This is a genomic window from Streptomyces sp. NPDC001135 (assembly GCF_053598395.1).
The window spans coordinates 77,111-91,020 of the sequence record NZ_JBSFKD010000024.1; the positions used below are offsets into that span (position 1 = coordinate 77,111).

The following is a 13,910-nucleotide window of genomic DNA, read 5'->3' on the forward strand; positions in this document are numbered from 1 at the left end:
GGCGGCTCAGCGGACGGGCGCGGCGGGCGGCCGGCAGTCCTCGTACGGCCGTTCCGGCAGGTCTCCGAGAGCGGTCCAGGTGGTGCGCAGGAGATCCACGAAGGCCTCGGCGGCCCCGGCGGGGGGCACGCGCGCGTAGACCGCCAAGGAACGCTTCCAGGCCGGGTCGGGGCTGAGGACCGTGCAGTCCTCACCGACGGCCCCGCGCACGATGTGGGCGGGCGCGGCGCACACCCCGACACCGGCCGCGGCCATGCGCACGGCTGTCGAGGTGTGCTCGGTCCACACCGCGGTCCGCGGCCTGAACCCGGCCTGCCCGCACGCCCGGTCGAGGAAGCGCTCGCCGTGCACGACGGGCTCCATGGCGCAGCGGATCCACGCGCGGTCGGCGAGTTCCGGCAGCGTCACCGTCGTACGGCCGGCGAGCCGGTCGTCGAACGGGACCACCAGGACGAGTTCCTCCTCGCCGACCGGTACGACGGTGCCGGGCGGGTCGGCGGGCTCCGGCCCGAACGCGAGGTCGGCGGTGCCCCGCTGCACGGCCTCCTCGAGGGCCTCGGCGGTGGCGTACTCGTGCAGGCGCAGCAGGACCCGGGGGCGGGCCGTGCGCCAGCGGGCGAAGACGTCGGGCAGGACGCCCACGGCGAGGGAGTGCAGGGTGGCGATGTGCAGTTCGCCGCCCTCGGCGCCGGCCGTGGCACGTGCCGCACGGCGGGCCTGTGCGGCGCTGCGGACGGCGAGTTCGGCGTGCGGCAGGAACGCCCGCCCCATGGGGGTGAGGCGCACGCCGCGGGCCATGCGCTCCAGCAGGGCGCCGCCGACCGACTTCTCCAGGGCCTTGATCTGGTGCGAGAGCGCGGGCTGTGTGACGTGCAGGGCCTCCGCCGCCCGGGTGAAGGACGCCTCGTGGACGACGGTGACGAAGTACTCCATCTGTCGCAGGCTCAACTCCGCGTCCCTCTCCCCGGTCCATAAGCATCCTGCATGACTCCCACAACAACATTGCCTTGGACTCATGGCAAGGGGCGGGCGGAGGGTGGAGCCATGAGCACACGGGCCACGAACACAGCGGATGTCCTCGTCATCGGCGGCGGAACGGGCGGGTACGCCACCGCCCTGCGCGCCGCCGCCCTCGGACTGGACGTCGTCCTCGTCGAACGCGACAAGGTCGGCGGAACCTGTCTGCACCGGGGCTGCATACCGAGCAAGGCGATGCTGCACGCCGCCGAGTTGGTCGACGGCATCGCCGAGGCGCGGGAGCGGTGGGGTGTGAAGGCCACGGTGGACTCGGTCGACTGGGCGGCGCTGGTGGCCACGCGGGACGACATCGTGGCGCGCAACCACAAGGGGGTCGAGGCGCATCTGGCGCACGCCGGCGTGCGGGTGGTGCGGGGCAGCGCGCGGCTGACAGGGACGCGCACGGTACGTGTGGAGGGCGTGCGGGGCGGATGTGTGCCCGGCGCGCAGCCGCAATCCGCCCCCGGCGTGCACGACTTCACCGCGCGCCGTGGGATCGTGCTGGCGACCGGCTCGCGCCCGCGCACGCTCCCGGGGCTCGTGCCGGACGGGCGGCGCGTGGTGACCAGTGACGACGCACTGTTCGCGCCGGGGCTGCCGGCGTCCGTCCTGGTGCTGGGCGGGGGCGCGATCGGCGTGGAGTACGCCTCCTTCCACCGGTCCATGGGCGCGGAGGTCACCCTGGTGGAGGCCGCGGAGCGGATCGTGCCGCTGGAGGACGCCGATGTGAGCCGGCATCTGACGCGCGGTCTGAAGAAGCGCGGGATCGATGTGCGGGCGGGTGCCCGGCTGCTGGACCCGGAGGTGCTGGACAACGGCGTACGCGCGCGTGTGCGCACCGCGCGGGGCGAGACGCGCACGGTGGAGGCGGAGCGGCTCCTGGTGGCCGTCGGCCGGGCGCCGGTCACCGAGGGGCTGGGCCTGGACGCGGCCGGCCTGGCGACGGACGGGCGGGGGTTCGTCGTACCGGCGGACTGGAACCGGCTGGAGACGGAGGTGCCCGGCATCCATGTGGTCGGGGACCTGCTCCCACCGCCCTCCCCCGGCCTCGCCCACGCCTCGTTCGCGGAGGCCCTGCTGGTCGCCGAGACGCTGGCGGGGCTGCCGTCGGCCCCGGTGGACTACGCCGCCGTACCCCGGGTGACGTACTCCTCGCCGCAGACCGCCTCGGTGGGGCTGAGCGAGACCGAGGCACGCGCGCGCGGGCGCGAGGTGGACGTCGACACGATGCCGCTGACCGCCGTCGCCAAGGGCATGGTGCACGGCCGGGGCGGCATGGTGAAGGTCGTCGCCGAGGCCGGCGGCGGCCAGGTGCTGGGCGTGCACCTGGTCGGACCGCACGTGTCGGAGATGATCGCCGAGAGCCAGCTGATCGTCGGCTGGGACGCCGAGCCCTCGGACGTGGCCCGGCACGTGCACGCGCACCCGACGCTGTCGGAGGCGGTGGGCGAGGTGTTCCTGACGCTCGCGGGGCGCGGCCTGCACCAGCAGTGAGCGCGCGGCACGCACCGCCCGTGCCGCGCCCCCGGGCCCGAGTCCGGGCGCCCCCGGTAGCCTCCCCCGCCGCATGCTTGACAGTTCACCTTTCGCGTGCGGGACTTGGAGGGCGAAGCCGGGCGGAACAAGTCGGGGGTGAGTCTTCTGCCGGAGCTGCGCTATCCCAGCGTTCCCGAACTGACCGCCTCCGCACAGGCGTTGGCCGCTCAGGAACCCGGGCTGTGCCGGCTCAGGCAGATCGGCGTCTCGCGCGCGGGAAGACCCCTGCACCTGCTGTCGGTGGGGCATGCCCGGCGGGCGGTGCTGGTGGTCGCCGGCGCCCACGCCAACGAGCCGACCGGGGGCTCCACCCTGCGGGTGCTTGCCGAAAGAGTGCTGGCCGAGCGGGAGCTGCGAGCGGACACCTCCTGGCACTTCCTGCTGTGCGCGGATCCGGACGGCGCGAGCCTGCATGTGACACCGGCGCCGCGCAGCCTGCTCGACTACCACCTCGGCTTCTACCGGCCGACGGGCGCCGAGCAGCCGGAGTGGTCGCCGTCCGTGCTGCCGCCGGACCGGCTGCCGCCCGAGACCCGGGCGCTGACCGGGGTGATCGACGAGCTGCGGCCCTACCTCCAGGTGACCTTGCACGGCACCGATCTCGGCGGCAGCTGGGTGCAGCTGACCAGGGACGTACCGGGGCTCGCCGAGCCGTTCGCCAAGTCGGCGGCGCAACTGCACATCCCGGTGGAGACGGGCGCCTCGGACGCCGCCGGATGGCCGGCCTCCGGCCCCGGGGTGCATGTCATGCCCGGCCCGGACACGGGTGTCGCCTACCCGAGCATGCCGGACGACGCACGGCACAGCACCTGGTACCACGTGCACCGGTACGGCGGTCTGACGGCCGTGGTGGAGGTGCCGATGTGGGCGAGCGACCTGGTGGACGATCCGGCCCCGCACCCGGCTCCGGCGGCGGCGATACGGCGTCTGGCGCAGCGGCTGCTGCGGGACTCGCTGGAGGTGGAGCACGTGCTCAGCGACGCGCTGCCCCGCCTCGACGGTGTGGACGGCCCGCTGCTGCGGGCGGCGCGCTGGGCGCTGGAGCTGATCCCGGGCCTGGCCGAGGACTGGATCCACACCCCGCCGGCCGGTACGACGATGGCGTACGTCGGCAGTGTGGACGCCTTCGGGCGGCGGCTGCCGCTGCGGGCGGCGGCGATGCTGCTGCGGGTGCTGCGGGAGACGGACGACCGGGCGACGCCGCGGCTGGAACAGCTCGTCACCGCCTGGTGCGATGCCTTCGCGGCGCGTTTCCGGGCCCGCTGGGTGCCGTTGGAGCACCAGGTGGAGCACCAGTCCCGGACGGTGCTCGTGGCGGCGCAGCAGGCCCGTGAGCGGGAGCTGTGAGGCCGTCCGCGCCGCCCGCGTCGTGCCTCCCGCCGGCCCGGCTCAGTGGTCCACGGCGAACACCGCTCCCGTCCGTGCCTCCATGACGCACTTGCTGGAGTAGGTCTGCTGGTAGTCGACCGGACGTCCGTTCCACTGCCCGTGCGCGTGCACGGTCACGGGAGCGAAGATCATCGGGCAGAAGACCTTCTTCTTCGGGATGCGGGCGATGTCACCCTCGACGGCCGCGAGGTCCGCGCAGGCCTCGGCCGCGCGCGCGTACCCGAGGGGCAGCGGGTCGCACAGCAGCAGGGTGCCGTGCTTGTCGCCGGACTGGACGGTCTCACCGCGGGCGACGGTGAGATAGAGCCAGTTGTCGGTGAGGGGGAACGTGCTGCGGGGTGCCGCCTGGGCCGGGGCCGCGGCGAGCAGGCCGGCGGCCGTCAGCAGGGCGCCGGCCGTCGCTGTGACTCTGGAGATGTACGTCATGCCCCTTCCATCGGCACGCCGGCGCGCGTTCCGCAGCCCCGCTCACCCGATCGGGAGGGCACGCGCGCGCGAGCGTGCGCCCCGTTCGCGCACGGCCGGCCGTCTGCGCTCAGCTCGTGGCGAGCCGGAACGCCATCCGGCCGAAGGCGACCTGGTCGCCCTCGCGGACGACGACCGAGCCGATCACCCGGCGGCCGTTGACGGTGGTGCCGTTGGTGGACCCGAGGTCCCTGAGGACCCACAGGCCCGCCTGGTGGCGGAGTTCGGCGTGCACGCGCGAGACGGTCTCGTGGTTCAGGCGCAGTCCGCAGGCGGGGTCGCGGCCGATGCGCAGCGGGTGGGCGTGCGCGGGGCGCGGCAGCAGCAGTTTGGGCAGCCGCTCGGCCTGCCAGGCGCGGCGCAGCCGTACGGTGAACCCGGAGACGGCCTCGACGGTGCCGAGGACCGCGCGGGAGAAACGGTTCTCGCGGGGCAGGTCGGCGACCAGGGCGGCCAGTTCGTCGGCCCGGCGGGCGGCCAGCGCCAGCTCCATGCGGCGTACGAACGTGTCGTGCGAGAGCCGGCCCAGGGCGACGCCGTCACGCAGCACCCGCAGCGCCTTGTCGCGCTCCTCGTCGGACGGCCGCGCGGGGTAGGTGGAGAACTCGAAGGACGACGTCACGCAGGTGATTGTCGGGCAGTGAACCCCGGGTGTCCAGAAAACGGGGAATCGGCGCCGGTCCGCGCGTACTTCCGCGACACCCACCGGGGAAGGGTGAATTCAAGGGCGGATTGATCGTCCGGGCGGGCACGATGGGGACGCGGGACATCACGGTGAGCAGGCGAGACATCACAGACGAAGGGGAACCGTCCGTGCAGTTCGAGGTGTGGGCACCGCAGGCGGAACGAGTGACGCTCCATCACGGGGCCGGGACGCGCGCGTTGACGCGTGATCCCGACCGCGCGGGCTGGTGGACGGGGGAGGCGGAGGCCGGGGACGGGACCCGGTACGGGTTCGCGCTGGACGACGGTCCCGTGCGGCCCGATCCGCGCTCGCGCCGCCAGCCGGACGGCCCGGACGGGCTGAGCGCGGTCGTGGACCACGGGCGCCACACGTGGCGTACACGGTGGGCGGGGCGCGGACTGCCGGGTGCCGTGCTGTACGAGCTGCACGTGGGCACGTACACCCCCGAGGGCACCCTGGACGCGGCGGCCGCCCGGCTGGAGCACCTGGTGGAACTGGGGGTCACCCATGTCGAGTTGATGCCGGTGTGTCCCTTCCCGGGGCGGCACGGCTGGGGCTACGAGGGGGTGTCGCTGTGGGCGGTGCACGAGCCGTACGGCGGTCCCGAGGCACTGAAACGCTTCGTCGACCGGGCGCACGGACTCGGCCTCGGGGTCGTCCTGGACGTCGTGCACAACCACTTGGGACCGTCGGGCAACCATCTGCCCGCCTTCGGACCGTACTTCACCGACACCCACCACACGCCGTGGGGCTCGGCGGTGAACCTCGACGCGCCGGGCTCGGACGAGGTGCGCGCGTTCCTCGTCGGCAGCGCGCTGGCGTGGCTGCGGGACTACCGGATCGACGGGCTGCGCCTGGACGCGGTGCACGCCCTGTACGACACGCGCGCGTGCCACTTCCTGGAGGAGCTGTCGGCGGCCGTGGACGCTCTCGCCGAGGAGCTGGGCCGGCCGCTGTTCCTGATCGCCGAGTCGGACCTGAACAACCCGCGGTTCATCACCCCGCGCGCGGAGCACGGGCTCGGGCTGCACGCGCAGTGGAACGACGACTTCCACCACGCCCTGCACACCGTGCTGACCGGCGAGTCCCAGGGCTACTACGCCGACTTCGCCCGTGCCCCGTTCGCCGCGCTCGCCAAGACACTCACCGGCGGCTACTTCCACGACGGCACGTACTCGTCGTTCCGGGGCCGGCACCACGGACGCCCGCTGGACCGTGCGCGGGTGGCCGGGCACCGGCTGCTCGGCTACGGCCAGACCCACGACCAGGTCGGCAACCGCGCCCAGGGCGACCGGCTCTCCGCCCACCTGTCCCCCGGCCTGCTGGCCTGCGCGGCGACGCTGACGCTGACCTCGCCGTTCACGCCGATGCTGTTCATGGGCGAGGAGTGGGCGGCGGGCACACCCTGGCAGTTCTTCACCGACCACACCGATCCGGAGCTGGCCGAGGCGGTACGGCGGGGCCGGCGGCGGGAGTTCGCGGCGCACGGCTGGGCCGAGGAGGACGTACCGGATCCGCAGGACCCGGCGACCCGGGACCGGTCCTGCCTGAACTGGTCGGAGCCGGAACGCGAGCCCCACGCGCGCGTGCTCGCCTGGTACCGGCAGCTGATCGCGCTGCGCCGGGGCCAGCCCGACCTCACCGACCCCGACCTGGCCGACACGAAGGTGGCGTACGACGAGCAGGCCCGCTGGCTGGCCTTCCGGCGCGGTGACGTCCGCGTGGCGGTGAACCTCGGCAAGGAGCCGGCGGCCATCCCCCTGGGCACCCGCCCCGCGGTGGTCCTGGCGGCCTGGGAGCCGGTGCGGGGTCCGGGACCGGACGGAGTGCTCCGGCTTCCCGGGGAGTCGTGCGTGGTCCTGTCGCAGCCCTAGGCAGCCCACCCCACCGGGCAGCGTGCGGCCGCGTCGTGGCCGGTCGCGCCCACGCGGCGGAACCGCACATCGATACGGCCCCGGACCCCTTCGGGGCGCGCTACGGCTCCGGTTCCTCCTCCTTGAAGTCCGACAACCGCTCAAGGAGGATCGGCTCCCAGGCGCGGCGCAGCTGGGTGCGGAGCAGGGGGAGGGAACCCACCGCGCGGCCTTCCAGGTGGCCGGCGAGCCGGATGACCGTGTCGCAGCGGGCGAGCCACAGGCCGCGCAGGCAGGGGCGGGCGCCGTAGCCGGCCAGGGTGGCGGCTCGGACGGCCGCCGGGGAGCCGACGGCGACGGCGAGCCCGGCGATGTCCTCGGCGGGGTCGCCCCAGGCCGCCTGGGTCCAGTCCAGGATGCCGCGGACCCGCCCGTCGGCGCTGACCACCACGTGCTCGCCGGTCAGGCCGTGGTGGGTGAGGACGGCGGCGCCGGGCTGCGCGGCGAGCTGGGCCGCGCCGGGCGCGGTCAGCTGGTGCAGCCGGGCGGCGTCGAACTCGTCGGCGGCGGCCAGCCGTTCGGCGGCGTGCACGGCCATGCGGCGCAGCGCCTCCAGGGAGCGCGGGGCGGTGCGCGACACGCCGAGGGCCTCGGCCTGCCGTACGGGCACCGCGCGCAGCCCGGCGAGCAGCCCGGCGAGGTCGGCCTCGCCGACGGCGGAGACGTCGTGCTCGTCGGCCGTACCGCCGGGCACCTTGGTGTCCAGGGTGTAGGCGAGGCCGGGTGCCCAGTCGCCGTGCGCGACGCTGGTGGGCACGGCGACGGGCACGTGCGGGCGGACCAGGTCGCGCAGGCGCAGTTCGCGGCGGCGGGCGGCGGAGGACTCGCGGTCGGGCGCGAGGCGCAGCACATGGCGGGTGCCGACCCACCACGTGTGCGCGCGGCCCTCCGTCACGGGCCGTACTTCGGGTCCCCCGGTGCCGTCGCCGCCCTCCTTGAGCAGCGAACGGACCAGTCTGCGGACGGTGTCCGCGGTGGGTGTCGGTGCCTGGGTCATGGGTCGCGCGTCGCCGTTCCTGGATGTCGTCGGGGGCGGGTCCCCCGGGTCGCCGTGTGGTCCCTCAGTCCACTATGACCATGTCACGCGTGGTGTTGTTGAGGCGGCGCCCGCCGTCCCCGGTCACCGTGACGATGTCCTCGATGCGCACCCCGAAGCGGCCGGGCAGGTAGATGCCGGGTTCCACGGAGAAGCACATGCCGGGCACGAGGGGCTGCTCCTCGCCCTCGATCATGTACGGCGGCTCGTGCGTGGTGACGCCGATGCCGTGCCCGGTGCGGTGGATGAAGTACGCGCCGTACCCGGCGTCGGTGATCACCGCGCGGGCGGCACGGTCGACCTCCTGGCAGGCCACTCCCGGACGGACGGCCCGGCAGCCCGCCTCCTGGGCCTCGCGGACGACATCGTGCACCCGGCGCTCCTCCTCGGTGGGCTCGCCCACGTGGACCGTGCGGGTGGTGTCGGAGCCGTAGCCGTCCTTCAGGCCGCCGAAGTCCAGTACGACCATGTCGCCGTGCTGGATGACGCGGTCGCCGACCTCGTGGTGCGGGTTGGCGCCGTTGGGGCCGGAGCCGACGATGGTGAAGTCGACCTGGGAGTGGCCGAAACGGCGCAGCAGCGCGGCGAGGTCGTGGCCGACGTCGGACTCGCGGCGGCCGGCGAAGGGAACTTTGCGGATCTCCTCGAACGTTGCATCGGCAGCCGCTCCGGCGGCGGCGAGGAGTTCCAGTTCCGCGGCGTCCTTGACGGCGCGCAGCATGGGGAGGGCGTCGGTGAGAGAGGCGTAGGACGTGTCGGGCAGGGCCCGCTGCAGGCCCAGCAGGTGCATGGCCCAGGTGTTGTCACTGATGCCGAACCGGCCATGGCCGTCGAGGAGCGCGGCGGTGACGGCGTAGGGGTCCTTGCCGTCGGTCCAGTCGCGCAGGGTGAGCGCGGATGTGCCGGCCGCGTGCTCGGCGTCCGGTGCCTCCAGGGTCGGCACGACGAGGACGGGGTCCCGGCCGGGGACGAGGACCAGCGCGGTGAGCCGTTCGGTGACGGCGGTGGGGGTGTAGCCGGTGAGCCAGACCATGTCCGGCCCCGGTGCCACGAGCAGCCCCGCGAGGCCGGCGTCGGCCGCGGAGCGCGCGGCGCGCTCCATGCGGGCCCTGTAGTCGGCGGCGGTGAAGGGCGCGGGCGTACTACCGGTCATCCGGGCCTCCGGGCGCGGGTGGGGAAACGGGCGACGGCGTCTCGGGCAGCATCCTGCCCGGCCGGACAGGGTCACGCGAGCCGATCGCCGGTGCTCCCCGCGGGGCACGCTGGGCGCGGAAGGGACTCGGCATGGGGCCATCATGGCGCGTGGTGCGGATGGTGACCAGCGGGTTTCCCGGGGTGACCGAGAGAGGGGGGTGGGGCCGCGGCGGCCCCGCTCAGACCACCAGCCCCGGCAGGACCGTCAACTGCTGGTAACCCCCGCGGGTGTGACGCACGGTGAGGAGCACCGGCTTGCCGGGCCGGGCGCGGGCGACGGCCCGGGCGAGGTCGGCGGCGGTGTCCACGCGGACGGAGCCGAACCGCAGCAGGACGTCCCCGCGGATCAGGCCGGCCGCATAGCCGGGGCCGGGCACGTGCACGCCCACGACCAGTGCGCCCGCCTTCTCGGCGTCGACGGCCTCGACGCCCAGGGTCGCCCCGGGGGTGGCGGCCGGAGCGGGGGTCGGGGTGGCGGCGGGGGTGGCCCGGGCCGGCGGCCTGGCCGGCGGGGCCTGGCGCTGCAGCTCGGCGAGCCTGCTCAGGCCGATCACCGTGGCGCCGACGGTGCCGATGCCGACGCCGGACAGGACCAGCAGGGTGCCGGTGCACAGGCCGAACAGCACGGCCCGCAGCCGCCGTCCGCGCCGGCGCGCGGCGTGCGGGCGGTGGGCCGGGACGGGGGTGCCGGTGCCCTGCCGCGGGTCCTGGCCGGGCATCGGCTTGGGACGCAACGCAGTGTGTTCCATGGTTCGCTCGCCTCCGGCTGGTGCTCTACCCGGGGCGGCGGGCCGCGACGAGACACGAACGAGTGAGACTGGCCGGAGGGTGGCGGAGGGTAGCCATACTCCCTGGGAAACCCGCGGTCCCCACACCGCGCGCACCAGATCCGGACCACCCCCGCCGCCGCTCCCTGTCCGGTGCGCGGCCTCGGCACGGGTTGCCGCCCGCATCGGTCAGGACGAGTTCGAAGATGCGCGCGTTCGACGCGTTGACCAGCCGGAAGCGGTACCAGGCGGCGTCCGCCCGGGCGTACGGCCAGATGCGGCCGTGGACCGTGGTGTACGGGCCGCCGTGTCCGACGGCGTTGTCCGCCCGGCCGTCGGCGCCGCCACCCGTCCGGGCGCCGTGCGCCGTGTACGGCGTCAGTTCGTCCGCCGCGGGTACCCGCTCTGCCGCCGTCTCCTCGGTGAGCCTGTCGACGATCTCGGTCAAGGCCGAACACCCCCGTGTGTTCGTGGTCTGTTGTTCCCCTTACTCCACAGGACTCCCGAGGATGCATCGAAGTTTCCAGAATGCCCGCTTCCGTACGCGGAGATTCCGCGATCGTCAGCCGAGCGACAGGGTCGGTACGAGCGACAGGGCCGGCACGGCGGGCGCGCGGTCGGGCAGGAAACCGTGCGAACGGCGGCCCAGCCACTCGGCCTTGTAGCGGTCGGCCTCGCGGTGCCAGTTCAGGATCCCGGCGAGCCAGTTCTGCAGGTCGAGGACATAGTCGTCCATGGCGGCCCGCGCCTGTTCCGACAGGGCGAAGTCGTCGTACAGCACGGGCAGTTCGTGTGCGACGACGTGCTCGAACTGCTGCATGCGCTGGGTCGTCAGGTCGTGTACGACACCGAGCGCCGTCGGCTGGTCGACGCCGAAGAAGTTCTGCACCACCAGGACCGCGTTGTGGATCTCGCCGTCGTACTCGATCTCCTTCTGGTACGAGAAGATGTCGTTGAGGAGACAGGCGTAGTCGGTGGCGGCGTTCTCCAGTGAGCGCACCGGGCCGCTGCGGTACACCTCCGGCGGGACGGCGGGGCCGTGGCCCATCCGGCACAGGCTCAGGGTGAGGTCGGAGCCGAAGGTGGCGCGCCGCATCTCCAGGTAGTCGACCGGGTCGGGGATGCGGTTCTGCAGCTGGTTGGACAGCTCCCACACCCAGCTCTCGGTCATCGTGTCCACGGCCGCCTTCAGGGTGCGCCGCTGGTCGGTGGTCATCCCGGCCGTCGTACGCGTCCACAGGTCGACGAGCCCCCGCTCCAACGCACCCACCGGGACGAGCACCGGCCCGCCCTCCACGGGCATGCACCGCGACAGCCGGGCCGTGGTCAGGCGGGCGGCGGCGAGGTCGCGGCGGCGGCCGTGGACCAGCGGGTAGTAGTCGTCGCCGTACGTCCCCCAGGCGAGCCACTGGGCACTGAGGTCGAGGGCTTCGGGGGTGGCGTCCGGGTCCAGTCCGGCGGAGCACAGCGCGAGGTCGGCGGCGGCGAGTCTGTCCTCGTCCCAGACGCCTTCCTCCAGGATGCCCATGCGGTGCGACCAGGCGACCAGGTTGCGGCGGGCGGCGTCGAGGTGCGGGCTCAGTCCGAGCCGGTAGGGCATGTGGAACTCGGGCAGCGGGGAGGGGCCGACCTTCTGGTAGGGCACATGGGTGTAGGCGCGCAGGCGTTCCCGGGCGGCCGAGGCGAGGAGCACGCCGACGTCGGCGGCCGAGGTGCCGGGACCGCTCGGGAGCTGCCAGGGCGAGCCGGGGCGTGCGCCCTTGTTCATGTAGCGGCTGGAGCGCATGTGCCATTCCTGACCGCCGGACTGCCAGTCCTGCAGCCCCTTCGTGTAGGCGGCGATCGCGGCGGCCTCCGCCGGGGTGAGGCCCTTCTCCAGGGCGACGGCGGGGACCTCGGTGAGCGCGGTGTGCTCGAACTGGTGCAGACGCGAGGTGAGGATGTCGTTGACGGTCTCGGCGGCCTCCTGGGTCGTACAGCCGAAGAAGGTCTCCAGGACGAGCACGCCGTTGCTGTTCTCGCCCTCGTCCTCGACCTCGCGCTGGTAGGAGAAGAGGTCGTTGCGCAGGTGGACGGCGTCGGAGAAGGTCTCCATCAGGACGCGCAGCGGCCGGGTGCCGGCGACGGCGGCCGGCACCTCCGCGGTCGCGTACTCCACGAGCCCGGCCGACCACGGGGCGCCGCCCACCTTGCGGCGCATCTCGATGTACTCGACGGGGTTGGCGATCCGCCCCTCGTTGATGTTCGACAGCTCCCACATCGACTCGTTGAGCAGGTGCTCGGTGGCCACGGAGAAGCGGCGGCGCCAGTCCACGGACATCTCCGGCACCGTGCGCGCCCACAGGTCCTTCAGGCCGGCCTCGACGGCGTTCTCCGGCTGCGGCACGGGGGTTGCCGGGTCGAGCGGCATGAACAGCGGCAGGCGGTCCAGGTGGGCCTTGCCGGCGGCGCGGTCCGGGGTGCGCTTGTACATGTCGAGGAAGTGGTCGTCGAAGAAGAACACCCACACGTACCAGTCGGTGATCAGCGAGAGGGCCGGTCCGTCGCAGTCGGGGTGGGTGTAGGCGCACAGGAGTCCGTAGTCGTGCGCCTCCAGGTCGGCCTGCTCCCAGATCCCGGAACCTTCCAGCATGCCCATCTCGCGCGCCCACGCGGTGGAGTGGGCACGCGCCTCGTCGAGGTGCGGGTTGAGCCGCGCGGGATACGGCATGTAGAAGTGCGGGAGTTCGAACGGCTGCGTCATGGCCGGGGCCCTACCCGTGGCCCCCCGCACCCATCCGCCGCCCGGGACATGATCACACCATCGCGTGAACACCGCGAAACGCCCGGCGGCCGGCCCCCTTGCCGCGCCCCCGCGGTCCGGCCACGGTAGGCGCATGACCTCCTTCGTGCTGCCCCATGAGGTGCACGGCGACGGCGCCCACAAGGTGTTCGCCGTGCACGGCTGGTTCGCCGACCGGTCCGCCTACGCGGCCGTCCTGCCGGATCTCGACCGCGCCGCCTTCACGTACGCGCTCGTCGACCTGCGCGGCTACGGCGAGGCCCGGGACGCGGCGGGCGCGTACACGACGGCCGAGGCGGCCGCCGACCTGGTGGAGCTGGCCGACCGGCTGGGCTGGGAGCGGTTCTCGGTCCTCGGGCACTCCATGGGCGGAGCGGTGGCACAGCGGCTGCTCGCACTCACCCCGCACCGGTTGCGGCGGATCGTCGGCGTCTCCCCGGTGCCCGCCTCGGGCCTGCCACTGGCCGGCGAGCAGGCCGCGCTGTTCACGGACGCCGCGCACCGGCCGGAGAACCGGCGCGCGATCATCGACGTCACCACCGGGGGCCGGCGCCCCACCGCCTGGCTGGACCGGATGGTCGCCCGCTCGCTGGAGCGCAGCGACGCGAAGGCGTTCCGGGCCTGGCTGGACTCGTGGGCGGGTGAGGACTTCCACGCCGACGTCGAGGGCAGCGGGGTCCCCGCCCTGGCCGTGGCCGGCGCACTCGACCCGGCCCTGTCGCCCGAGGTCGTGCGGCAGACCTGGATGTCCTGGTACCCACGCGCCGAACTCGTGACATTGCCGTCCGCCGGGCACTACGCGATGGACGAGTGCCCCCTGGAACTCGTCCGCACGGTGGAGGACTTCCTCCGGGCGGACGGCGCCGGACCGGCGGGGGGCGCGAACGGCGAGGGGCACGGGGTCGACGAAGGCCACGGGGTCGGCGAAGGGCACGGGGGTGGGGAGGGTCGTTCGGTCGGCGAAGGTCACGCGGTGGGCCAAGGCCGCGCGGACGGCGAACGCCGCACGGACGGCGAAGGGGACCGGACCGTCGAAGGGCGCGCCGTCGGCAATGAGGACGCGGACGGCCAAGGCCACAGGACCCGCACGGGCCCCTCCGGCGCCGGAGATCACCGAACCGGCGAA

The 13,910-nt window shown here is 74.0% G+C and carries 11 protein-coding genes and 1 pseudogene; 4 read left to right on the top strand and 8 right to left on the bottom strand.

Going from position 1 to position 13,910, the window contains the following annotated elements:
* Positions 1–6: 6 nt before the first annotated feature.
* A complete protein-coding gene (locus ACWC94_RS26720) occupies positions 7–948 on the bottom strand; it encodes a LysR family transcriptional regulator (RefSeq protein ID WP_450799592.1) in 942 nt (313 codons plus the stop codon).
* Between the two features lie 96 nt (positions 949–1,044).
* Between ACWC94_RS26720 and lpdA the strand changes: the two genes are divergently transcribed.
* Both lpdA and ACWC94_RS26730 read left to right on the top strand, forming a co-directional pair.
* Entirely contained in the window at positions 1,045–2,511 is a 1,467-nt protein-coding gene (gene lpdA, locus ACWC94_RS26725) for a dihydrolipoyl dehydrogenase (protein WP_450799593.1), read from the top strand.
* Positions 2,512–2,649: 138 nt separating this feature from the next.
* Positions 2,650–3,900, top strand: coding sequence for a M14 family zinc carboxypeptidase (locus ACWC94_RS26730; RefSeq protein ID WP_450799594.1), 1,251 nt, complete (start codon positions 2,650–2,652; stop codon positions 3,898–3,900).
* Between the two features lie 42 nt (positions 3,901–3,942).
* Here the strand turns inward: ACWC94_RS26730 and ACWC94_RS26735 are convergent, their stop codons facing one another.
* Both ACWC94_RS26735 and ACWC94_RS26740 read right to left on the bottom strand, forming a co-directional pair.
* Entirely contained in the window at positions 3,943–4,368 is a 426-nt protein-coding gene (locus tag ACWC94_RS26735; protein ID WP_450799595.1) for an SSI family serine proteinase inhibitor, read from the bottom strand.
* A gap of 109 nt (positions 4,369–4,477) precedes the next feature.
* Positions 4,478–5,029 carry a DUF1707 and FHA domain-containing protein gene (locus ACWC94_RS26740; RefSeq protein ID WP_450799597.1) on the bottom strand — a complete coding sequence of 184 codons (552 nt, stop codon included), beginning with the start codon at positions 5,027–5,029 and terminating at the stop codon, positions 4,478–4,480.
* Positions 5,030–5,220: 191 nt separating this feature from the next.
* On the opposite strand from ACWC94_RS26740, the gene treZ reads away from it, so the two are divergent.
* On the top strand, positions 5,221–6,966 hold the full coding sequence (gene treZ / locus ACWC94_RS26745; protein ID WP_450799599.1) for a malto-oligosyltrehalose trehalohydrolase: 1,746 nt from the start codon (positions 5,221–5,223) through the stop codon (positions 6,964–6,966).
* A gap of 100 nt (positions 6,967–7,066) precedes the next feature.
* Here treZ and ACWC94_RS26750 read toward each other — a convergent pair whose 3' ends face one another.
* From ACWC94_RS26750 to cyc2, 5 genes are all read right to left on the bottom strand, one after another.
* Complete coding sequence (locus ACWC94_RS26750) at positions 7,067–8,002, bottom strand: phosphotransferase family protein (RefSeq protein ID WP_450799600.1); 936 nt, start codon at positions 8,000–8,002, stop codon at positions 7,067–7,069.
* Between the two features lie 64 nt (positions 8,003–8,066).
* Complete coding sequence (locus ACWC94_RS26755) at positions 8,067–9,194, bottom strand: aminopeptidase P family protein (RefSeq protein WP_450799601.1); 1,128 nt, start codon at positions 9,192–9,194, stop codon at positions 8,067–8,069.
* A gap of 220 nt (positions 9,195–9,414) precedes the next feature.
* Complete coding sequence (locus ACWC94_RS26760) at positions 9,415–9,984, bottom strand: PDZ domain-containing protein (RefSeq protein ID WP_450799681.1); 570 nt, start codon at positions 9,982–9,984, stop codon at positions 9,415–9,417.
* Between the two features lie 25 nt (positions 9,985–10,009).
* Positions 10,010–10,450, bottom strand: a complete 441-nt coding sequence (locus ACWC94_RS26765) for a hypothetical protein (protein ID WP_450799685.1) — start codon at positions 10,448–10,450, stop codon at positions 10,010–10,012.
* 114 nt (positions 10,451–10,564) lie between these two features.
* Positions 10,565–12,745, bottom strand: coding sequence for a germacradienol/geosmin synthase Cyc2 (gene cyc2, locus ACWC94_RS26770; RefSeq protein WP_450799602.1), 2,181 nt, complete (start codon positions 12,743–12,745; stop codon positions 10,565–10,567).
* 133 nt (positions 12,746–12,878) lie between these two features.
* Between cyc2 and ACWC94_RS26775 the strand changes: the two are divergent.
* Positions 12,879–13,652, top strand: a pseudogene (locus ACWC94_RS26775) (alpha/beta fold hydrolase); the annotation flags it as partial.
* Between the last annotated feature and the right edge of the window lie 258 nt (positions 13,653–13,910).